Annotated in this window: 20 protein-coding genes; 12 read left to right on the forward strand and 8 right to left on the reverse strand. The window is 65.2% G+C overall.

The window, feature by feature from the left end; genetic code table 11:
* Window positions 1-7: 7 nt before the first annotated feature.
* Both JNUCC0626_RS32205 and JNUCC0626_RS32210 read right to left on the reverse strand, forming a co-directional pair.
* On the reverse strand, window positions 8-1,879 hold the full coding sequence (locus tag JNUCC0626_RS32205) for a hypothetical protein (protein ID WP_394614522.1): 1,872 nt from the start codon (window positions 1,877-1,879) through the stop codon (window positions 8-10).
* Window positions 1,876-2,475 (reverse strand): hypothetical protein, encoded by a 600-nt coding sequence (locus tag JNUCC0626_RS32210; protein ID WP_394614523.1) that lies wholly within the window; start codon window positions 2,473-2,475, stop codon window positions 1,876-1,878. Before JNUCC0626_RS32210 ends, JNUCC0626_RS32205 begins: the two co-directional genes overlap by 4 nt.
* 385 nt (window positions 2,476-2,860) lie before the next feature.
* Here JNUCC0626_RS32210 and JNUCC0626_RS32215 point away from each other — a divergent pair, with 385 nt between their 5' ends.
* A complete protein-coding gene (locus tag JNUCC0626_RS32215; RefSeq protein WP_394614524.1) occupies window positions 2,861-3,892 on the forward strand; it encodes a hypothetical protein in 1,032 nt (343 codons plus the stop codon).
* 78 nt (window positions 3,893-3,970) lie between these two features.
* Here JNUCC0626_RS32215 and JNUCC0626_RS32220 read toward each other — a convergent pair whose 3' ends face one another.
* Both JNUCC0626_RS32220 and JNUCC0626_RS32225 read right to left on the reverse strand, forming a co-directional pair.
* Window positions 3,971-5,017 (reverse strand): helix-turn-helix domain-containing protein, encoded by a 1,047-nt coding sequence (locus tag JNUCC0626_RS32220; RefSeq protein ID WP_394614525.1) that lies wholly within the window; start codon window positions 5,015-5,017, stop codon window positions 3,971-3,973.
* Window positions 5,018-5,034: 17 nt separating this feature from the next.
* On the reverse strand, window positions 5,035-5,319 hold the full coding sequence (locus JNUCC0626_RS32225) for a hypothetical protein (RefSeq protein WP_394614526.1): 285 nt from the start codon (window positions 5,317-5,319) through the stop codon (window positions 5,035-5,037).
* A gap of 788 nt (window positions 5,320-6,107) precedes the next feature.
* On the opposite strand from JNUCC0626_RS32225, the gene JNUCC0626_RS32230 reads away from it, so the two are divergent.
* The gene (locus JNUCC0626_RS32230) at window positions 6,108-7,112 is read left to right on the forward strand and encodes a hypothetical protein (RefSeq protein WP_394614527.1); all 1,005 of its coding nucleotides are present in this window, start codon (window positions 6,108-6,110) and stop codon (window positions 7,110-7,112) included.
* 207 nt (window positions 7,113-7,319) lie between these two features.
* On the opposite strand, the gene JNUCC0626_RS32235 is transcribed toward JNUCC0626_RS32230, so the two are convergent.
* The 3 genes from JNUCC0626_RS32235 to JNUCC0626_RS32245 are packed head-to-tail and all read right to left on the reverse strand — an operon-like array spanning window position 7,320 to window position 9,616.
* Window positions 7,320-8,171: a helix-turn-helix domain-containing protein gene (locus JNUCC0626_RS32235; RefSeq protein ID WP_394614528.1), complete on the reverse strand. Its 852-nt coding sequence runs from the start codon at window positions 8,169-8,171 to the stop codon at window positions 7,320-7,322.
* A gap of 15 nt (window positions 8,172-8,186) precedes the next feature.
* Window positions 8,187-8,606 (reverse strand): hypothetical protein, encoded by a 420-nt coding sequence (locus JNUCC0626_RS32240; RefSeq protein WP_394614529.1) that lies wholly within the window; start codon window positions 8,604-8,606, stop codon window positions 8,187-8,189.
* Window positions 8,603-9,616: a helix-turn-helix domain-containing protein gene (locus JNUCC0626_RS32245; RefSeq protein WP_394614530.1), complete on the reverse strand. Its 1,014-nt coding sequence runs from the start codon at window positions 9,614-9,616 to the stop codon at window positions 8,603-8,605. Before JNUCC0626_RS32245 ends, JNUCC0626_RS32240 begins: the two co-directional genes overlap by 4 nt.
* 185 nt (window positions 9,617-9,801) lie before the next feature.
* Between JNUCC0626_RS32245 and JNUCC0626_RS32250 the strand changes: the two genes are divergently transcribed.
* From JNUCC0626_RS32250 to JNUCC0626_RS32260, 3 genes are all read left to right on the forward strand, one after another.
* On the forward strand, window positions 9,802-9,966 hold the full coding sequence (locus JNUCC0626_RS32250) for a hypothetical protein (protein WP_394614531.1): 165 nt from the start codon (window positions 9,802-9,804) through the stop codon (window positions 9,964-9,966).
* Window positions 9,967-10,203: 237 nt separating this feature from the next.
* Window positions 10,204-10,812, forward strand: a complete 609-nt coding sequence (locus tag JNUCC0626_RS32255) for a hypothetical protein (RefSeq protein ID WP_394614532.1) — start codon at window positions 10,204-10,206, stop codon at window positions 10,810-10,812.
* A 394-nt stretch (window positions 10,813-11,206) separates the two neighbouring features.
* Window positions 11,207-13,366 (forward strand): LuxR C-terminal-related transcriptional regulator, encoded by a 2,160-nt coding sequence (locus JNUCC0626_RS32260; RefSeq protein WP_394614533.1) that lies wholly within the window; start codon window positions 11,207-11,209, stop codon window positions 13,364-13,366.
* 57 nt (window positions 13,367-13,423) lie between these two features.
* On the opposite strand, the gene JNUCC0626_RS32265 is transcribed toward JNUCC0626_RS32260, so the two are convergent.
* The gene (locus tag JNUCC0626_RS32265; RefSeq protein ID WP_394614534.1) at window positions 13,424-14,638 is read right to left on the reverse strand and encodes a cytochrome P450 family protein; all 1,215 of its coding nucleotides are present in this window, start codon (window positions 14,636-14,638) and stop codon (window positions 13,424-13,426) included.
* Between the two features lie 521 nt (window positions 14,639-15,159).
* Here JNUCC0626_RS32265 and JNUCC0626_RS32270 point away from each other — a divergent pair.
* Genes JNUCC0626_RS32270 through JNUCC0626_RS32300 form a run of 7 tightly spaced genes read left to right on the forward strand, consistent with a single transcriptional unit; the run spans window position 15,160 to window position 20,152 of the window.
* Window positions 15,160-15,891 (forward strand): thioesterase II family protein, encoded by a 732-nt coding sequence (locus tag JNUCC0626_RS32270; protein ID WP_394614535.1) that lies wholly within the window; start codon window positions 15,160-15,162, stop codon window positions 15,889-15,891.
* Complete coding sequence (locus JNUCC0626_RS32275) at window positions 15,888-16,481, forward strand: GNAT family N-acetyltransferase (protein ID WP_394614536.1); 594 nt, start codon at window positions 15,888-15,890, stop codon at window positions 16,479-16,481. The genes JNUCC0626_RS32270 and JNUCC0626_RS32275 overlap by 4 nt, the downstream gene beginning before the upstream one ends.
* Complete coding sequence (locus JNUCC0626_RS32280; RefSeq protein ID WP_394614537.1) at window positions 16,481-16,882, forward strand: hypothetical protein; 402 nt, start codon at window positions 16,481-16,483, stop codon at window positions 16,880-16,882. The genes JNUCC0626_RS32275 and JNUCC0626_RS32280 overlap by 1 nt, the downstream gene beginning before the upstream one ends.
* A gap of 3 nt (window positions 16,883-16,885) precedes the next feature.
* Window positions 16,886-17,278 (forward strand): SseB family protein, encoded by a 393-nt coding sequence (locus JNUCC0626_RS32285; RefSeq protein WP_394614538.1) that lies wholly within the window; start codon window positions 16,886-16,888, stop codon window positions 17,276-17,278.
* A complete protein-coding gene (locus JNUCC0626_RS32290; RefSeq protein ID WP_394614539.1) occupies window positions 17,275-17,622 on the forward strand; it encodes a hypothetical protein in 348 nt (115 codons plus the stop codon). Before JNUCC0626_RS32285 ends, JNUCC0626_RS32290 begins: the two co-directional genes overlap by 4 nt.
* Window positions 17,619-17,999, forward strand: coding sequence for a hypothetical protein (locus tag JNUCC0626_RS32295; RefSeq protein WP_394614540.1), 381 nt, complete (start codon window positions 17,619-17,621; stop codon window positions 17,997-17,999). Before JNUCC0626_RS32290 ends, JNUCC0626_RS32295 begins: the two co-directional genes overlap by 4 nt.
* Window positions 17,996-20,152 (forward strand): putative T7SS-secreted protein, encoded by a 2,157-nt coding sequence (locus JNUCC0626_RS32300; protein ID WP_394614541.1) that lies wholly within the window; start codon window positions 17,996-17,998, stop codon window positions 20,150-20,152. Before JNUCC0626_RS32295 ends, JNUCC0626_RS32300 begins: the two co-directional genes overlap by 4 nt.
* Window positions 20,153-20,160 lie beyond the last annotated feature (8 nt).

The raw sequence follows: 20,160 nt of genomic DNA on the forward strand, positions 1-20,160 counted from the left end.
AGGCAGGTCAGACCGTACGTCGTCGGTTCAGACTGCCATCCACCTCGCCGTGAACGGTCACCGCAGTGCCGCGGAGCGGTGGACTGGAAAGTTGTTCGGGCTGCACCACCGGGTTCTCTGATGGTGGCGTCAGCTCCTGATACTCGGCCTCCGAACCGCTCCTAGCGCCGCTCTGGTCCTCGGCCGACGTGGTGCGGGGCGCCCATCGGATGACGTTGCTCGGCAGGTCTTCCGCCGCCGGTTGGCCTCCCCCGCCACCACCGCCGGGGGATCCGTGTGTGATTCGCGGCGGATACAGCCGTTCCATCTCCGGATGTTCGCGCGGGAGGTCGATGCGCAGGCCTTGGATGCGGACCAGCTTACCGATGAGCGCCAGGCCGCGGCCGGGGATGGGTTCGGCGCCGTACTCGTCCACGGCGCGCCGCCAGTCCTCGCCGAGCACCATCCTGGCGCCGATCGGGGACACGTACCCCAGCACGATCCGGTACTCGAGCATGTCGCGCACCGCGCCGGGGATCGCGTCCTCGGCGTCGGGGCGCTGCGTCACGACCACGAGCCGGCCGCCGCTGGCCCGTAGCTGCCGGGACAGCTGCTGCAGGATCGGGTCGAGCACCTTCGGCCCCAACACCGACCGGATCTCCTGGACCTCTTCCAGGACCACCAGGTACAGCGGGTGGTGCGGCTTGGGCCGGTTTCCGCGCTGGTACTCGGCGTCCTCCTCGTAGCGGGCCCGCATCATCGCCGAGACGCGCTGCAGGTTCTCCAGCCACTCCTCGGGTTCGCGGGCGACGCAGTGCACGCCCTCGCGGCCTTCGAACGGGATGTAGTCCGAGGAGCTCTTGCCATCGAAGAGGAACGCGCCGCCGGGGAACCATCCGCCGCGCAGGCTGCGGGCGACCAGGCCGCGGGTGAAGTGCGACTTGCCCGCGCCGGTCCCGCCGACCACCAGCAGGTGCTTCTCCGACTCGCCGGGGTCGTACATCAGCAACGGATGCCGCACCAGCACGTCGCCGGTCGTCTTGTCGCGTTCCTCGTAGATGCCGGTCGCCGAGTCCTCGTCGGTCACACCGAGCGGGATGCCGGGCAGGTTCGACGGCCACAGCAGGTCGGTGACGCTCGTGGGCAGCACCGGGTCGGCGTGCAGCTCGAACACGGCGCGGCCGGCGGGCCAGGAGACGGCGTAGTCGCCGGCGTGGCGCATCGACCACCGCACCGCTGTGGCGATGCGGTCGCGGACCGCCTGCTCCTCCACTCGCACGGAGTCCCCGACGTGCACTTCGGCGTAGACAAGGCGCTTGCCGTCCCATTGCCGACGCCGGGCCGCGAACTCGCCGGGGTCGACCCGCGCCGAGCGGGCCACCGAGACGAGCACCCATGCGCACAACCGGTTGCGGGCCCGTGGGGTGTCGGTGACACCGGCGACGATCAGCCACAAGCCCAGCGCTAGCAACCAGACCCACACGCCGGCGTCCAACGCCAGCCAGACCAGCGCGAACAGGCTGATCACCGGCCGACACCAGCGCCGGACCTTGCGGCGAATCCACCAGTGCAGCCACCGGGTCAGCCACATCATCACCAGCCACGCCGCCACCGCGGCGCCAACCGGGATCAGCGTGAAGTCCGTCGCCACCCACGAGATCGCGACGAACCCGAGCAGCACCCAGCCCGGCGCCCGGCGCGCGTCGTAAACCGCGACCCGCAGGTCGTGTCCGCCCACCGAGTACCACCACGATTCCAGCACCGACCGCACCGTCGGCCAGTCCTGCAACCACGCCCATCGCTGCCCGCGCCGGGGCGGGCGTATCGGCGCGGCGGCCTGGCCTTCGTGCTCACGAGGCCCGTCGCCAGCGTCCTCGTCCGTGATCGTCGGGCCCGTCATCGCGGCATCCGCATCGCCTCGCCCGCGACGTCGAACGCGGCCCGCTCGTGGTCACGCTCGCGGCGTGGCGTCTCGTTCGGTCCCCACGACGGCGGTCGCGTCCCGCGCAGTTCCTTCGGATACTCCGCCGCCGGCCTGCCACCATGCCCATCCGGACGCACGACCTTGGCCTCCGGGAACTGGCCGATCACCGCTGCCGCCACCTGACGGGGCACCACCCAGTCCCGCAACGGCATCCGCTGGTACTTGCCCCCGGACCCCGGCTGGAAGCCGCTCGGCACGTGCGGCACCTCGACCCCGACCCGGACCTGCCCGTACTCCTTGATCGCGAAGTCCACGAGCTCCACCAGGCCGTCGACCAGCCGGGCGACGTAGCGGCCGAACGCCTCCCACTCGTCAGGGTCGTTGAGCGCCGCGCGCATCACCACGCCCTGCCGGTCGACCGGTCCCATCGTCCAGCCGTGCACGCCGGCGTCGCCGACCCGCAGCACGGCCGCCGTCCACGTCTGCCCCGGATCCACACCGATCGTGGCCAGCGGCCCCGCCTGGGCAATGGCCAGGCTTGTGGCCGGCATCGTCAATGCCTCGGAGCTCACCGCCGCCACCCGCCGTCCACGACGTTCGCGTACCCGGTGGCCGCCGTGCCCGACGGCGCACCGGCCCACTCCCCACACCGTCCAGCGGCACCTCGACAGCTGCTCATGCGACCCCCTCATGCGTTCTGGGCCAGTCCCTTCCAGCCTGTGAACAGCATCAATACGACGCCGAGGTGCCACATCGGTGGTCCTGCCGATCCTTGGTACCTAGTCCATTCCCCCAGGCCCTAAACGACGGTCGCGCAAAGCGTGCAGAACTCCGACCGCACGGCGGACCACCTCAAGTAGTCGTGGATGGTTCGCCGCGGACATATGAGTTGTGTCGCCGCACATTCACTGGCGATTCTGTGTGGCGGTACGACGACTTGGCCTCGAGGAGAGCTCCATGCCCAGCGATGACCAGCAGCCACTCGTGTTGCGAACGCCGGACGGCCAAGCGCACCCCTCGGCCGACGGCCTCGACGCCGACCCGGCAGCCGAGACGAAGACTCCCCGCTACACCCTGGGCCAGCCGCATACCCCACGGACGCGCACGGTTGACGAGGCACTGTCCGACATGGACCCCGAGCAGCTCCAGCAGGCGTGGCTGACCATGCACACCATGCTCGGCCACGTCACGCAGGCGATCCACACCGTGCTGGACCAGGCCGCAGGCATCCGGTCGGGCGTGATGACCATCATGGCCGTCGCCTTGCAGGCCTCGCGGCTCAGCGACGCCTGGTGGGACCAAGTCGCGTCCGTCCTGGGCACCTTTGCCTCGATTCTCAAGGACCTGCCCACGACGATCATGCGGACAGAAGGGCCGCCGAACTGGAACGGTCTGACCGACGAGGAGCTCAAGGCCGTGATCGCCACCGCGACGTCCGGCATCCCCGTCGCCTGGGTCCCCCGGACCGCGATCCTGCGCGAACTGCTGGCAGCTCCCACAACCGACCAGCATTCCGTCCTCGACGCTCATGCGAACGACATCGTCGCTGACTGCGCGACCGCGGTCAGCGAGACCCGATCCGGAACGTTCAGCACCCTCGCCAACTGCCTCGAGGAAGCCGTTCTCACGTACCGCAACGGCCACCTGATCGCCTCTCAGGCTCTGGCGGCCAGCGTGTTCGACACCCTCCTACGTGCTGCCGTTCACGCACCGGTCAAGACCGGCTACTACAGCAAGGTGAAGAAGAAGATCGCTGAGGACCCGGACTGGTTCCCCCAGGCAGTCGCACATCTACCTGCGCTGGCTGCACTCCAGAAGTTCGACCACCTCGTCATCCCGACCACGTTCAACCGTCACGCCGCCGCGCACGCGGTGAGCACCGAGCAGTACAGCCCCAGCAACGCTCTCATCAGCCTCATGCTCGCCTCATCGATCCTCCGCCAGGCCCACCACACCGCACACGAAGTGGCCCACGACGACCTTGTATGAGGCTCGCCGTAACGCTTCGTCGTCGCGATCCCTCTGACCGGCCTCAGCCGCAGCTCTCAGCCCTGACCTAGCCCCTGTTTACACTCCCGCCAGCCGTAGCAGGATGCCTTGTGCATCGAGCGCTCGCTCAAGATTGCGAACCAGGTCCGCGGCCGGTGGTTTCTGGGCATTTTCGATCTTGCTGAGGTATCCCTTGCTGTAGTGGGTCCTTCTGGCGAGCTCGGCGAGAGAATGACCTTGACCGACACGCAACGCGCGAAGAGCCTGCGCAAAGGTCGGGTTGGCGCCGACGCTCTGCAGCAGGAGGTGGCCGATCTCCAGCTTCCTGGCGTCTGCCGCTATGTCGACGCCATTGAGCAACACTCGCTCCGCACACCTGGTCCCCGAGGCGAACCGCACCAGGTTGACCGGCTCAAGAGCGACTGGATCGTTCAGAAAGAGGTTGTAAACGGCTCTACTACGCGCCGTTAGTGAAGTCGTGGCGTCCAGGCCTTTCACAGTTGTCGCTATAGGTGGAGCGGTCACTGGGCGCCGGTTCTTGCGTTCGTGGAGCTCGCTCCACAGCCGCATCACTCGTTGTACCTGGTCGTAAGGCAGCCCGCAGGCATCGGCGAACCTTCGAACCTGGTCCGGCCTCGTGGGCAGAGTCGCCCGGGAGATGAGCGAATACGCTTGGCTGCGGGGGATCCTGGCGTCCTTGCCGACCTGAGCAGGATTCCGTCCGGACCGCTGCTGGATCGTGCGGAGCAGCGCGGTGAACTCGCTCTCCGAGCTGGCTTGAAGTTCGCTGTCGAGCATCGGTCGCACAACGTGCCGATCCATCATCACCGCAGGTGGCGGCACTGGCGCGAGCCGCCGGGGCCCCTCCAGCGGGAACCAGGGCTGCTGCGATGACGTACCGACCACGTGTCCGGCCTTGGTCCACAAGGCCTTGATCCGGCGACGGTCCAAAAGAGTCGTGTCGATCTCGAAGAGCAACTCCGTGTACGCCGCCCACGGCAGAAGCCGTTGCTCCTCCAACGCGCTGAGGAAGTCCGTGGTCGGCTCCATTCCGCCCACGGTGAGCAACCGGCCCACTGCCTGGTGCAGCTCGTCGACAGGATGCTTGCCGGGCTGGCCGGTCAACAGCGCTCGTGCCGGCGTCATGCCGCAGCGCCCAGCGCCCGCGCCTCGATCCCCAGCAGGCGCACCAAGCCAGTTCGCCACGCACCTGCTTGCGTTCGTGCGATGGCAATCACCAAGACGATGACGATCACGACCATCGACACGGCCTCAACAGGCGCGTAGCCCCACTTGAGCAGGCCTGTGACGCAGGCGAGCGTGATGACGACGAGCACGACTTCGGCGATGGTGGTGGACGGACGTGCAGTGCAGCACCCGCCCTGAGGCACATCCTGCGCGAGGACACACGACTTCTTCTTAGGCATCTTCTGACTTCCTGGGACCGGGTGCGGCAGGGTGCCTCGAGCGCTGCCGAGGCACCCTGCCGCACGAACGTGGACGAGCCAAGACTCAAGACGGAGCGGTGGCGCAGCCCCCAGCGCTCGGAACGCAGCTCCGAGATCTTCACCTCGCCGCAGTTAGCGCTACAGCGAGGAGGGGCACATCGAGACGATCTTGCTTCTCGATGCCGAAAATCGTGTCATCGCCCCGACGCCTACACAAACCAAACACAGCGAACTCGTGCCCGAAGCCGTCCCACGACGTTCAACCCTGTCCAACAGCGTCCAAACTTCCTGGTGTTTCCTCGACGGCGTCGATGCCGGTTCGTACGCGCTCAAGCGGCTGTGAACCAGGTCAACCACGATCCAAGGATGTCCAACCAGTCAGCACCTGGACTGCTGCCGGGCTACGGTCTGCATGTCTCCTTCCCTGCAACGTGGGAAGTGAGAAACCCCCCTGGGCAACGCTATGGACGAGCCGAGCACCAGGACAGACGGCCTCCTGTTAGCGCGGGAGGCCGTCACCGTTCTTTCGAGGGAAACGGGAAACAGGCTCTCCGCAGGTCTCCGTCCTCGTGAACCAGCCTCGCCAGCCTTCAAGAGAACGAGGCTTTGGTCGCGGCTGCGGATGACCCGGTCCGCTTGGAAGGTAGGTCCGTAGTACTGCCAGGCTGGGTACGAGCCGTTGTGAACGGCCCCCATGAACGGTGCCGCGACGTGAGGCGATTTGCTGTCTCCGTCTGGTTTCAACAACCCGAGCTGGAGCCGCCGTGATGGACCGCGCTGTCGAGTTCCCTCCCCTGGCCAACGCGCTCGACTACCTCCGCGACGGTGCGGGCCGCCTCGGTGAGACGCCCAGTCCTTCCGATCTCAAGTACGCGGTGCTCCACCTGCACGCCGGCGTCGAAGTGCTGGTGAAGTACCGGCTGGTCTGCGATGACTGGCGACTCATCCTCGCCCCTGAATCCGTTGAGGCGAGTGAGCAGCAGTTCAAAGCCGGAGACTTCCGCAGCATCGGCTTGGGGAAGGCGCTGAAGAAGCTCAAGGACGACGCCGGGATCTCGCTCACCAACGGCCAACGCAACGCCGCCAACGCCTTGGAGCGGTTCCGTAACCAGCTACAGCACTACGGGCTGGTCAGCACTGCGGAAGCCGTGGAATCGCAGACCACGAAAGTGCTCGGGTTCGTCCTGGACTTCATCGACCAGCATCTGCCGATCGATGTTCTTCGCGACGACCGCGACGCCGAGGTGTTGACCACCATGCTGGACGACCTACGCCAGAAGCTAAGTCGGATCGAACACCTGGTCCAGCAGCGTATGCAACACCTGCAGCCCGCTTTGAAGGGATCACCGTCGTGGTGTCCGGACTGCGGTCTACCCGCCGTGCTGATGAGCAGCGCCGAACACCCACACCCGGTGAACGTTCCTGCCCACTCTGAGCCACGATGTGCCTTCTGCACGCGTCGCTGGGACTCCCTCAAGTACTACGTCGACGACTTCACCGGTATCCGGCTGGGATTGAGCGTCCACACGGCGGTAACCGAGGGCGGGGACTACCCGATCGATTGGTGCCCAGAATGTGATGAAGAGCTGCTCGTATGGTTCGACGCCGCCACGGGCGAACGCCGACCGAATCCCACCTGGCGATGCTTCGCCTGTGAAAACACATTCAACGACAACTGTCCGCGCTGCGGTCGCGCCGTCGACAACCCCGAGATCGCGACGGAGACGAAGCTCTGTCGCGAATGCATCGAGGAGTTCGGCAACAGGGATTGAGCCGTGCCGGACAGGCGAGGCCAATGGCACGCGTGCCACGCGACGAACGCGCCGGTCGTCGTGATCGCGTGCGATCCGCAGCCGCGGCACCCCTGATCCATTGCGGTATCCGGAAGTCTGCGGCGTCGCTGGGGATCTCATCGACGATGCGCTAACTGCGGTCGTGGGCCCCATGGACTCGGCGTTCGAAGTGTCCAATGCCGAGGATCACGGTGTCCAGCGGGCCGCGGCGGCTTCAGCGATCAGTTCCAATGACTCGCCGTCATCGAGTGCCAGTTCCCACAGCGTGGAGAACCGCGCTGCCGTGGCCTCGATCTGCCGACGGTCTTCGACGTAGTCCGAGCGCAGGAACGTCTCGGTGTACACGATGTCGTCGTGCTGACGGTGCGGGAAGCTCAGGTAGATGAAGGGGCACCCCATCGCCGGGTAGGCGCCCACTGAGTGCGGGATGACCCGAACGCTCACCTCCGATTGCTCGCTCACCTCCATGAGGTGGAGCAACTGTGCTTTCATCACGCGCTGCCCGCCTACGGGCTGTCTGAGTACGGCCTCTGGAAATACTCCCTGGATTCGGAGCGGCTCTCCTTCGGCCGCCCGCGACGCCCACGCTTCCCGCATCCGAGCGACCGGCGCCGCACTCACAGGGTTGTCCCGGTGTGCGACCGCGGTGGTGTAGTCGGCGAGCTGGAGGATGCTCGGGATCTTGTCCGTGGTGAACGTCTGCAGCGAGGTCGCTTCGGCAAGGAGAAGCGGAAGGTCTTCGGCCGGATCAAAGATGCTGTTCTCGGCTGAGCTGGTGCGTCTGAGCATTGCGGCGTGTTCTGCCTGGTTGACCACGTGCTGCCAGGCGGGCGTCGGCACCCTGTAGATGTAGCCCAGCGCCATGATGTCGAGCAGCGCCGAGGGCTGCATCGCGTTCTCCATCTGCGACAACTTGGCGCTGCTGAAGCCTACGCGGGCTCCGGCTTCGGCGAGACTTAGCTCGCGCTCGTTCCGCCACTCTTCAAGCCTCCGGCCGACGGCACGTTCGAGCGCCGTGGCCCGGAAATCCTTTGGCATGGCTGGACGTCTGGCTCACTCGGAGGAGGGAACTTGCGCGCCCTCGACAGCGCTGGCGACGCTTTCGTCTGCGGCAGTGGTGTACAGCCCAGCCTTCAACGAGGTCTCGCGCGACTGCAAGAGTCGTACCTGGTCGAGGAGGAAGATGCCGAAGACCGCCAGAACGGCGATGGCGGTGCTCGCCACCCAGTCCCGATCCGCAGTCCAGAGGAAGCCGCTATAGCCGCTGACCACGAGCACTGCGAGGCACACGACCCTGCCCAGCAGGGAAATCTGTCTCGGCCCGACCTCGATTCGCTTGTCGATCTCGATCTGAACCGCTCGTCGGATCCCCCGCCCCTGTTGCGTTCCCTTGCTTATCGCTTCGTTCAGCTGCTTCGCCACGACGTCGACGGCTGCAGCTTGCAGCGGCGATGTCCCGGTTTTGATCTTCACTCGGTCTGCCTTCGCTGATCGGGTTTCGGAAGAACGGTTGGCCGCGCTGAGTGCGGCAAAGCCTTGCTATGACAGGGGAAAGTGGTGGTCAAGCCCGTTTGACGGCACCGGACGACACCGTCTTCGTTCAGCAGGCGAGTGATCAGCTCCCCAGACTCGTGTGGGTTCAAGCTGACCGCGTCGAGTGCTCGGACCACAGCCTCAAAGCCTTTGACGGAAGACGCTTCCTCAGTGAAGAGGCTGGAGTTCTCAGTCTCCGTCCACACCATCGGTGCGTAAGTGGCCGCTTTGAACCTGAGCAGTGTGAACGGCCCAGCCAGGCCGGGATGCGCACGAGCGGCTCTGGGGACGACCTTGATCGTGATCTTCTGCCTGCTCGCCAGGTGGTTGAGGCGGTGCAACTGGGAGAGATGCTCCTCCAGCGGGCCGACCTGAAACTGAAGAGCCAGTTCGTGGAGGTAGAAGGTGCAGTCGAGACCGTTGTTCAACGACTGCTGCAACTCGTTCAGCGCGCACAGCCGATCGTCCAGTTCCTTCGCAGGTACGGTGGCCGACGCGAGCAAGAGCGCGCGCATGTACTCAGGTGTCCGAAGAAGCAGCGGTATTGCGTGCGTGTGCCAGCCCACCAGCGACTCGGCCGCCTCGACCTGGGTGTGGGCGGTGCGCGAGCGGGTCGGCGAGTACTCGCCGTGCAGCTGCCACCAACCCTGGAGGTCAGTCTGCGGGAACAGTTCGAGGAGATGATCGCGCTCGTCACCGGGCACACGGCAGGCGCTCAGCACCATCGCGACTTCCGTCAGGGTGACCCCACCCTTGCCGGTCACCATGTCCGAGATCTTGGCTTCCTGCCAACTCATGACGTTGGCGATCTCCAGACCGGTCATCCCAGTACGCGCGATGGCCCGTCGGATGCCCGCACCGAACTCACGGCCGCGCACAGTCGAGTATCTCTTGGGCATGGGTTTTTCCTTGCTGGATAGGAAGATGGACAAGGTGATATCGGCGCTCACGCCGCGGCGGGATGGTTCAATCTGTGTCGCCGAGGCGTCCAGTCGATGCGATCTCGCGTCGTCGCTGTCGCCGATCCAACAGCGAGGTGGACGGTGAGCAGCATTCGGCAGGGAGCTGGCACTCTGCGCCAGAACGGACCGCCGCGACACTTCCGACAGTTGCCGCTCTCGTCGGGCAGGTGTTCGTGAGTGAGCTCGCGGAGCGCGGCCACCAAGCACGGAACCTCTCGGCGCATGATCGACAGAGCAGATTCGGCATCGCCTTCTGCGGCTACACGCTCCACGAGATCAAGGTGGTCTTCGAAGCGCTGCCGCAGCCCGGCGAACAAGACCTGGTTGCCCATCGCTGATTCCCCTTCCAGACGGCTCTCGCGACGCGACCGCTTCTCTGCGGCCGCATACCTCCAGGGTCAACATCCGGCCTGCTCAGCGGCAGAGCAGAACTAAGAGCACTTCTGAGCATTTCGCTTGCAGACGAAGTGTCTTGACTACACTTGTCGGTCCAGGTGAGGCAGTAAGCGTGAGCGCATGGCCGAGAAGTACGACCGGCCTGCGATCGTCCTCGCCACGCGAGAGGTGGGGACGAAATGGCCGACGCTGGAGACGTCTCGTCCTGGGTAGCCGCAGGCATCGCCGCGCTTGCCGCAGTTGTCGCCTCGTGGCAAACAGTCCAAGCCCGAGGTGCCCGACGTGCCGCCGAGGTGCAGGCCGATCAAGCACGTGGGTCACGGCTCGCAGCGGAGAAACAAGCCGCGGCCGCCGAGGCGCAGGTCGCGATCATGCGCGCAGAACGAGATGGGCGGGATGCTCCCACTTTCGCCGTGTCAGCCGTCGACGTTCACCCTGAAGAGGCGAGCTACTTCGCGATCAGGGTCTCACTGACGTTGGAACGAGGGAGGGCACTCGACTCCGTGGCTGTGACGGCGTCAGGCGAGCGGGTCAACGAGAACGCGCTGCACCGCTCAACCGATCCGGACATCCAAGGTGGCTGGGGCTCAGAGCTCGTCTTCGAAGACGTCAGGCAAGGCAAGCATCTCGTCTTCTACATGAGTGCAGACAGGGGCTACGTGGGTAGCACGGTCAACATCGACTTGAACTGCCGCGAGCGTGACGGCGACCGGAGTTGGTCGTGTCATTACACCTGCACGATCGACGAGCCGCCTCGGTCACGAAGTTCCAAGGCATCGTTTATCTGATAGACGCCCCAACCGGTGTCGCTGCGCCCAGCCCAACTGAAGTCGCCGCACTCCACGCCTGAGAACCAGGCGAAAATCCCAAATCGGACGTCCTGGAGATTGCGCTGGTGTCACGCTTTGCGGATCACAGGGGTAGGCACACCAGCACTAATGCCCGAAATCCCACACCTGAGCAGCATCGATTACGTAGACTAATCGAGTGACTACCGACAGTGGCAACTCAACCGGGACGAGGCCCGGCAACTTGCCTGCGGACGACGAGACGAGCTTCGTGGGGCGTCAAACGCCGGTCGCTGAGGCCGTGCGGATGCTCAGCGAGTCACGCTTGGTCACGCTGAACGGAACTGGCGGAGTCGGAAAGACGCGGCTTGCACACCGAGTTGCGGCCACGTACATGGAGCAGTTCGGCGAGGACTTCCCTGACGGCATCTGGGAAGTCCTCTTGACGCCGCTGACTCAGCCGGAACAGATCGCCGCGAGCATGGCCGACGTGCTGGGGTTCCCGTTCAACAGCTCGCAACCGGTCAGCGTGAAGATCCTTCTGGAGAGGCTCTCCAAACTGCACCTGGTGCTGTTGCTGGACAACTGCGAACACCTCAACGATCACGTCGCGGGACTGGTCCGCCGCGTGCTGCAGGCCGCCCCCGGCGTGCGGATCCTGGCCACCAGCCGGCAGACCCTGCAGGTACCGGGCGAACGAGTGGTGAGCGTCTGGCCGCTTGATGCCGGGAACGATTCCCCTACGAGCAACGCGGAGGACGTCCACTACGAGGCAGTTCAGCTGCTCTTCGACAGGGCGGCCTCAGTGGGGATAGCGCTGTGCGACAGCGATCGCGCCGACGCCAAGCACCTGTGCCAACTGCTCGACGGCATTCCGCTGGCGATCGAGCTGGCGGCAACGAGGCTGCGGACGATGGGGATCAAGGACCTGGTCGGCAAGCTCGCCGTCGACCGCCGGTTCACGTTGCTCGACATCGGGACTCACTACTCCCAGCCCCATCACAGCACCCTGTCCGCGATGATCTCCTGGTCCTACGACCGATGCAGCCCAGAGCAACAGATGCTGTGGAAGCGGTTGTCGGTGTTCCCAGACACCTTCCGGCTCGACGTAGCTGAGCAGGTGTGTTCGGACGACGCCATTCCGGTCGACACCGTGGCGGATCTGCTGATGGCGCTCGTTGACCAGTCGATGCTGGTCGCGGACATCCGCGACGGAGTCGCGCGGTACCGGATGCTCACCACTATGCGGTCGTTCGCCGAACAGAAACTGCGGGAACACGGCGAGCGCGAGGAAGCACGGATTCGGCAAGCACACGCCGAGCACTACCGCGACTGGGCGGTCGAACTGTCCGGCTCGGTGCAGAGCCCCCAAGAGATCGCGTGGTTGCGGCTGATCTGGGCGGAAATGCCCTCCTTCCGCGCTGCGCTCGACACCTTCCTGAACAGCGGTCAGGCGCATGAGGCGTTGCGACTCGAGGTAGCGCTGGGGCAGTCGCGCTGGGGATACGCCTTGGGCCAACTCGGTGAAGCGCGCACTCGGCTCGAACGAGCGCTTGACGCACAGACCGAGCTCCACCGACTGCAAGTCATGGGGATCTCGCTGCTGATCACGATCGGGGTCTCTCAGGGCGACCACGAGATGGTTCGTGCGCGCCTCGCCGAAGCTAGCGAGATCTGCGACCGGCTGGACAACCCTCCGGACCTGAAGAGCTGGATCTTGTTCAGCAAGGCTTTGATCATGACCTACGCCGACGCGGACCCTCGCGCGGTCGATGTCGTAGCAGAAGCACAACGCCTGTGGCTGGAGACCGCTCCCCCTGGGAGCGTCTATCCGGCGCGGTCGTTCGTTCCGATGTGTGCCGCTCTGGTCGGCCCTCCCGAACTCGCCTTCAAAGCCGCGGACGACGACATCGAACGAGTTCGAGCGACCGGCTCGCCGATCGGCCTCAACTGGGCCAGGTGGTGCCGCGGCATCGCGGAACTGAAGCACGGCTCGGCTTACTGCGCGATCGACACGTTCATCGAAGCCCTGGCCAGCCAGATGGAGATCGGGGACTTGTGGGGCCCGACGTGGAGCCTTGATGCGCTGGCCTGGGCTCTCGTCGAGATCGGACGGCACGAACCCGCGGCGGTTCTGATGGGCACCGTCCGGCAGTGGCAACAGGACACCGTGGGAATCATGGAAGTCGGCATCGTCCAGAAGATGCACTACCACTGGGAGACCATCGCCCTCGCACGTCTCGGCGAGGCAGAGTTCGCTGCTGCTTCAGACCGCGGGGCGGCCATGAGCCGAAGTCAGGTCCTCGCGTACGCGCAGGAGCAGGCTGCCATTCGGGAAGGCCGGCCCAGCACTCCTGGCGGGCTGAGCGAGCGCGAGTACGAGGTCGCCCGCCTGGTGGCCGCTGCGATGACCAACCGGCAGATCGCCGAGAAGCTCTTCGTCTCGCCCCGCACGATCGACGCTCATCTGTCGTCCATCCGCAACAAGCTCGGCCTGGCCGGTGTTGGAAGTCGGGTGGACATCAGCGTGTGGTGGGGGCAGAACCAGCAGTGACCCAGCTCCCGCGTGAAACACCGCACGGGAGCTGGGTCGGGAAACCGGCCTACCTGGTCAGGCCGGATCGAGGATCACGGGCAGCGTCTGGAATCCGGACGAGACCATGTAGGACTTGCGGTGACGCAGGTGCTCCGCAGGGACAGCTCTCGCGTATCCAGGAAATCGCGCCAGCAGTTGACGCAGAGCGATCTCACCCTCGATGCGCGCCAACGGTGCGCCGATGCAGTGGTGGATTCCGTGGCCGAACGCGAGATGGCCAACGCCGCGGCCCAGCTCGAACTCGTCGGGACGGTCGAACCGGGCGGGATCGCGGTTCGCTCCGCTGAGAGACACGAGCAAGATCTCTCCTGCCGGCACGGTGACGTCGCCGAACGTGATGGGCTGGTCGGTGAATCGCACGGTCGCGATCGTCAACGGGCTGGTAAGGCGGAGGAGCTCCTCCACAGCCTGCGGCATCAACGTCGGGTCGTCCACGAGACGCCGACGCGTCGCATGGTCACGCAACAGCAGTTCCGCGCTTGACCCGATGAGATTGACGGTCGTCTCGTGGCCGGCCACGACGATCAGGATCGCGGTGCTCAGAACTTCGGCTTCGTTCAGCCGATCGTCGTCGTCGCTCGCGCGGACCAGCGCGGACAACAGGTCGTCACCCGGCTCGGAACGCTTGCGCTGAACCAACTCGGTGAACAACGCCGTCATCTTCTTGCCTGCCGCCACGCCTTCGGCCTGCGATGCTTCACCCATCATCGCTTGCGACCAGTCCCTCATCGGGCCCCGGTATTCCTCAGGCACACCGAGCAGTTCGCAGATCACCATCATCGGAAGCTGAAAGGCGTACTGCTCGATGAGGTCGACTGACTCGTTCGTCGGCATCCGATCAAGCAACTCGGCGGCGATCTGCTCGACTCGCGGACGTAATTCCTCCATTCGCCCGCGAGTGAAGTCGCGCGCCAACAACTTTCGCAGCCGAGTGTGGTCGGGAGGATCCATGACCAACATGTTGTTCGCGAAAAACGCGGACAGTTCCCCATGCCCGCCGCCCTCTTCGAGCTTGCGCAGCATGACCTCGCGGAGCGGTTCGGCCGCCTTGCGCACGCGGGAATCCGTGAGCGCAATCTTCGCGTCGTCGTGGTCCGTCACAACCCACACCGCCACCTTGTTGGGCAGCACGGCCGGATGAACGGGCCCTAGCGGCCGCAGTGAACTCAACGTCGCCAGCTGGTTCTGGAAGTAGTCCCTGCTGAACAACGTGCCTGGTGCTGCTGACACCCACGCCTCCATCACCGTCCCGGCCCCGCGATCGCGCGACCGGCACCCCTCAGTCCCCAAGTAGGTCACTGTCCAGCGTGATCGTTCGCGCCCAGCCCCGCATCAGCGAACACACCTAGTCCCCCTACCTAGCCACTTCGAGGCGCAACTGCGCATCGCACCTACTCGCCCACCGACTACTAGGCCATACGGGCTACATGGGATACCGGCGCTTTCCCCGATGAATTCCAGGCCACCTTTACTGAATGCTGAAAAGGCCATATTTCCGCCGGGTGCGGGACTTCGGGTGGCCTTGGACATCTTCCCGAAGCACAGGCGGCAGCCCTCAAGGGCAACACGAGGAAGGGGCGGAGAGAGAAGGAGGCCACGGGTTGCCCGCCGTTGGACAACACAGAACCCCTGCCATGGCAGCGGTCTCCTCCTCTTTCTCCGCCACACGATTTCGGAGGTTACAAATGACTGCACCATCACGGGCCTATCTGATACGTCCGGTTTCGCGACCGAACGCCACACACCGGCTGGTGTGCGTGCCGTGGTCTGGCGCCGGGCCCGGCGTCTTCAACCGTTGGGCACGGGAAATGCCGGATCAGGTCGAGCTGCTCGCCGTCGTCCTGCCCCGCAGCACCGCGTGGCGCGGCGAGGACGCCGAGTTCACCGTCGAAATGCTGTCCGCACAACTTTGCCACGACTTGCTGAACAGGCATGGCGAGGTCGAGTGGTTGGCCGTGTTCGGCCACAGCCTCGGGGCTCTGGTCGCGTTCGATCTGGTCACCCGGCTGCAGGCCCACCACATGAGGCTGGACGGCGTGATCGTCTCCGGTTCTCGGGCCGCGCACCTCGACCCTCCAGTGCAGCTGCACCAGCTGGACGACGATGGATTGACGGACGCGCTGATCGAGCTCGGCGGTCTGTCGATAGATCTCCGATACGACACCTCCTACCTGAACCGCGTACTACCTCGCGTCCGGACCGATCTGACCGCATGTGAGCGCTACCGGCCTTCCTCCGCTCGGGCACGCCTCACCGAGGGATGCCGAATGCACGCATGGGCCGCTACCGGTGACTGGTACGCGCCGGCGACCGCGGTGCAGCCCTGGCATGAACTGGCCCACCCAGGTCACGCATCGATCCGCACGTGGGACGGCGACCACTTCTTCGTTCGCGACCTTTCCGCAAGCACAGTGCTGGACACGCTCGGCTGGCCACACGGCACCGCCCGACCGGACCTCACCGAGCTGGAGCGTGTCGCATGACGAACGCACCCTCGTCTCAGCTTTCGCCCATCTACCTCCGAGGTGCCACCCCAGCAGCCGGTGCGGCTCTGCGCGCGATGTTGAGCCGTTGCACTGCCGAGACGCTTCGGGCCCGTTTCCTAGCCGCCACCGCGCCCACCGAAGCAGACGAACTCGTGGAGCTAGTCGGCGACATGAGCTCAACCACCGGACTTGAGCTGTACTTGAACGCCGCCGTGCGTAACCGCGAGAACGCCACGGTGCTGGCCTGGCACGAAGGCCAGGTACTCGCGGCCGGTTCGATCTTCCCTGTCTGCCACGGCATCGGTGAGATCGCACTGATCGTCGAAGACCGCTGGCAGGGCAAGGGCATCGGCTCCCTCATGACGAACGCACTCGCCGAGGTCGCGACCCTCGCGAAATTGGACTGCCTGTGCGCCTACCTGGACGTGAACAACGTCCGCGCCCGAAAGTTGATCACCCGCTTCTGTCCGAGAGCAAAGTTCCTTCACCCCGAAGCAGGCGTGGTCGACGTCGTGATTCCCATTGCCGCCCTCAGCTTCGAGGTTCCTGACCCGCCCCGGGTCGACTCCGCAAGGAAGCGGTCCTGATGAGCTTCCTCGAACCAGTCCTGGGACCGCGGAAGCCGAACGTGGACAGCGCGGATCTACGGCGCGCGGCACAACGGGAACACCAACTGGAAGTCCAGAAAGCAGGCCTGTCCGAGAGGTTCGACTGGGCGGTCGTCTACGTCGCCACCGAACCAGACAGCAATCGCATCGTCCTCCACGTCGAAGACGGCCAGCAGTGGTGCCACGCCTACAGCGAGTTCTCTCTGCTACCTGATGCGCGCTACGGCAACGACGAGGTGTGGCACAAGCACCTGCCCGGTGACGCGCTGCGCCGCCAACTGCCGAACCACGTCGGAATCGAACTTGATCACGGGCATCCGCACGCACGTGTGATTGCCCGGCCGAAGGCACGACCGATCACCACCGACGGAGCGGAGTAGACGATGTCCATCACGCACAACGAGACCGACCTAGCCGTCATCCGCGAAGTGCGAGCCTTCTACCGAGGCGACGGCGATCCCAACAGGTTGTTGGAAGCCTTCCGAGGAACCCAGGTGCACGTCTGCCGCCAGATCGACCCACCGGCCGTCACCACAATCGAGGTGCCTGGGATGGGCCGCTGGTTGCAGGTCTTCACCAGCGTTCAGCGTCTAACCAGCGTGGTGGGTGCAGATCACGCCTACATGACCCTGCTGGGCTCTGAAGTACTCGATCTGCTGCTACCGGTGATGCCCGAGGGGCTCGGCGTGATTCTCGACCCCCACAGCCCGCACATGATGACCTTCCCTCCCGTTCAGCACGCACAGGTCATCGCCTTCCCCGGCGGTACGCCATGACAACACGTCCGCCGCTGGATCCACGTCTGGCCATGCTCGCCGGCCGCCTAGCGCGTCTGGACGCCCTCACCATTGAGGCCGCTCAGGTGACCGCAGGCCTGGTCTCCATCGCCGCCGAGCTCCACTTGATTCCGCGCGGACTGTCCGAGGACAGTCCGCTGCTGCCTGTCAGCACCGCTTACTGGGCCACCGACCAGAGCGTGCACGCGCTGATCAGCGCTGGTGCCCGGCTGCTGGATGACATCCAGCAGGAACGCCTCCGGCAAGCCTCGCGCCGGTCGCACGCTTCGGACCGCGCACCTGTTGAGCTCGAACAGCCCGCAGTGGGAGAGGCAGGCACGTGAGCGACGGCTACGGCGTTGACCTTGAAGCACTCCGGGCCGCGGAGAGGGGCATCGTCAACACGATCAGGGAACTGCGTGAAGCGGGCTACCACGGACAAGAACGCAGCGGCCAAACCGTCATCATGTGGAAGCTGGACGTGAGCGAGTCCGGGCACCAGGTGATCACGGACGACCTGGACACGTTCCTCGATCGCCTTCGTTGGTGGATCCGCGGACTGATCGCCGGTACCGAGGAGATCGTCCAAGGCTTGGCGGACACCCGTTCGACTTACGAGAAGGTCGAAGAGGACATCACGAAGACCGTGAAGTCCTTGATGGACATGACCTTCGGCAACCCGCTGGGAAACCAGGCCCCACCAGCGGAGGCCCCTCGATGAGCAGTTATCACGGTATCTCCGGCGACGTCGCTGAACTTGCTGACGCGGGCGATGCCAAGGACCTGATCTCCGGCGCACCCGAGGACATCACCAAGTCGGCTACCGCGATGGCCGAGTTGGGCGAGGCGATGACGCTCGCCGGCAGGGGACTCAGCGCGGTCGACGCCTCCAGTTGGATCGGCAAGGCCGCCAACAACTTCCGCTCGCGGATGGAGGACAAGCCAAAGCAGTGGCTAGACGCCGGCACCGCGCTGAGCGAGATCGCCAAGGCGCTGACCGACTACCGCGTCGTACTCGACGCTTCCCAAGACGCAGCAAGTCACGCCCTGCACATGTGGAAGGGCGCGCAGGAGGCGACCAAGCGGGCGATCAACGAACACAACGAGCGCGTCGAGGCCTACAACAAGATCATCGATGCAGGCCAGAACCCCGGACCTCAGCCGGTTTACAAGGACCCAGGGCAGGCCGGCCGTGACCAGGCCGAGCAGATGCTGGAGGACGCGCGCCGCCGCGTTACCGATGCCGGGTACGCGTGTGGGCAAGTCGTCTCTGAATGGATCTCCAGATCCCCCACCGAACCCGACTGGTGGGACCGCCTCGGCGCGAACATCTACGACTCTGCGGCCTTTGTCCTTACTGGCGCCCAGGACGTTGCGGAAGGCATCTGGGAGGGCGTCAAGGGAATCAGCTCGGTGTCGCGCCTCCTCAACCCGCTGGATCCGTACAACATGACGCATCCCGGCGCCCTGATGGAGAACGCGAACAAGCTGGCACAAGGCCTGTGGCGCGGTGTGCAGAACCCAACGGAGTTCGGCAAGAACCTCCTGGACATCGAGACCTGGAAGGACTCACCAGGTAAGGCGTTGGGCAAGTTGCTGCCTGACATCGCCCTCGGCGCCGCCACCGGTGGTGCCGGCCTGGCCGGCCGTACCGCCGCCAGAGCCACGCTCACAGCCACCGTTGACACCGCCACCGGCGGCTTGTTCGGACTCGGCCAGGCCGGTCTGGGTGGCGCACGCAAGGTGGGCACGATGCTCGGCCACGATGCTGACAAGCTCGGTCGCACCGCAGAGGACGCGGCCCGGGCCAGCCGTAACACGCCAAGCTCCGTGCCTGATCACCCAGGCACGAGGCCCCTGCAGGAGGCAGAGAGCCAAGCTGTCAGCGGATTCGAGCAGGTTGGCAAGACGTTGGAAGGCATAGGGGGCGACCTCCGCAGCCGCATCGACAACCTTGCCGACTGGGCCGCATCGAGGAGGACCGACTCCACCGCTGTCTCCAGCGTTACTCCGGCGCCGCAGCCCTCAGCACACCCTCCTCCTCAGCTCGGCCAGTCGACGCCCATTCCAGGGCAGTACCAACCCGCCGAACCTCCTGCCCTACGCCCGGTGCAGGCGCCACCCGAACTACCTCGCACGCCCCCGTCGTTCGACACTCCCGAGCGGCGTAGCTACGACACCGGCCAGCGCATCCAACGTTCCATCGAGGACAGTCGGCGCTTCAAAGACGACATGCGCGCCGGATTTCCCCACGGCAACGGCATCCCTTCCCCTGAGCGGCATCCCCAGGCAGACCAACATCCTGGCCATGCCCATCAATCCGAGCACGACCACGATCCTCAACCAGAGCCGCCGAGCCGAAGTCCGTTGGCCTACGACGACAACGTGCGCGCCGACATAGATCACACCGCCGCGGTCAAGACCCTCGACCTCAGCACCATCGACAAGGGCGCGGTGTGGCGCACCACCACCGAAGAACTCCACCGTGTCGACAGCCGCTCCCTCGACGAGCTGTTCCGAGACGGTCTCCGACCTCGCAACGACAACCTGGCCAACATCCACGACATGATCGGCAACAACGCGCACAGCGGATGGGTCAGCACCTCACGCAACTCGAACCTCTGGGAAAATCACGGCATCGTCGGCATCGGAGACCAGAAGACCTTCTCCGTACTCACAGTCGACGCGCGAGGAGGCGTGGATGTCGAAGCTTCCTGGGCTTACACGCACTATCTGAAGGAAGCAGAGATCGCATTTCCCGGTGGAGTCGAACCTTCACGGGTCCGAGGCGGCTACCTCGTGCGAATCAACCCGGACGGTAGTCGCGAGATCGTCCCTGACTCGTGGCGAGAGAACCCCAACTACCATCCATGACTCAAGCA

The organism is Lentzea sp. JNUCC 0626, from assembly GCF_043632865.1.
Lineage (GTDB): Bacteria > Actinomycetota > Actinomycetes > Mycobacteriales > Pseudonocardiaceae > Lentzea.

What these genes read in the sequence shown, in the direction of transcription:
- JNUCC0626_RS32300 (WP_394614541.1), top strand. Translation starts at nt 17,996, where the DNA reads ATGAGCAGTTATCACGGTATCTCCGGCGACGTCGCTGAACTTGCTGAC.
- JNUCC0626_RS32290 (WP_394614539.1), top strand. Translation starts at nt 17,275, where the DNA reads ATGACAACACGTCCGCCGCTGGATCCACGTCTGGCCATGCTCGCCGGC.
- JNUCC0626_RS32215 (WP_394614524.1), top strand. Translation starts at nt 2,861, where the DNA reads ATGCCCAGCGATGACCAGCAGCCACTCGTGTTGCGAACGCCGGACGGC.
- JNUCC0626_RS32230 (WP_394614527.1), top strand. Translation starts at nt 6,108, where the DNA reads ATGGACCGCGCTGTCGAGTTCCCTCCCCTGGCCAACGCGCTCGACTAC.
- JNUCC0626_RS32235 (WP_394614528.1), bottom strand. Translation starts at nt 8,171, where the DNA reads ATGCCAAAGGATTTCCGGGCCACGGCGCTCGAACGTGCCGTCGGCCGG.
- JNUCC0626_RS32285 (WP_394614538.1), top strand. Translation starts at nt 16,886, where the DNA reads ATGTCCATCACGCACAACGAGACCGACCTAGCCGTCATCCGCGAAGTG.
- JNUCC0626_RS32275 (WP_394614536.1), top strand. Translation starts at nt 15,888, where the DNA reads ATGACGAACGCACCCTCGTCTCAGCTTTCGCCCATCTACCTCCGAGGT.
- JNUCC0626_RS32280 (WP_394614537.1), top strand. Translation starts at nt 16,481, where the DNA reads ATGAGCTTCCTCGAACCAGTCCTGGGACCGCGGAAGCCGAACGTGGAC.
- JNUCC0626_RS32225 (WP_394614526.1), bottom strand. Translation starts at nt 5,319, where the DNA reads ATGCCTAAGAAGAAGTCGTGTGTCCTCGCGCAGGATGTGCCTCAGGGC.
- JNUCC0626_RS32255 (WP_394614532.1), top strand. Translation starts at nt 10,204, where the DNA reads ATGGCCGACGCTGGAGACGTCTCGTCCTGGGTAGCCGCAGGCATCGCC.
- JNUCC0626_RS32260 (WP_394614533.1), top strand. Translation starts at nt 11,207, where the DNA reads ATGGAGCAGTTCGGCGAGGACTTCCCTGACGGCATCTGGGAAGTCCTC.
- JNUCC0626_RS32205 (WP_394614522.1), bottom strand. Translation starts at nt 1,879, where the DNA reads ATGACGGGCCCGACGATCACGGACGAGGACGCTGGCGACGGGCCTCGT.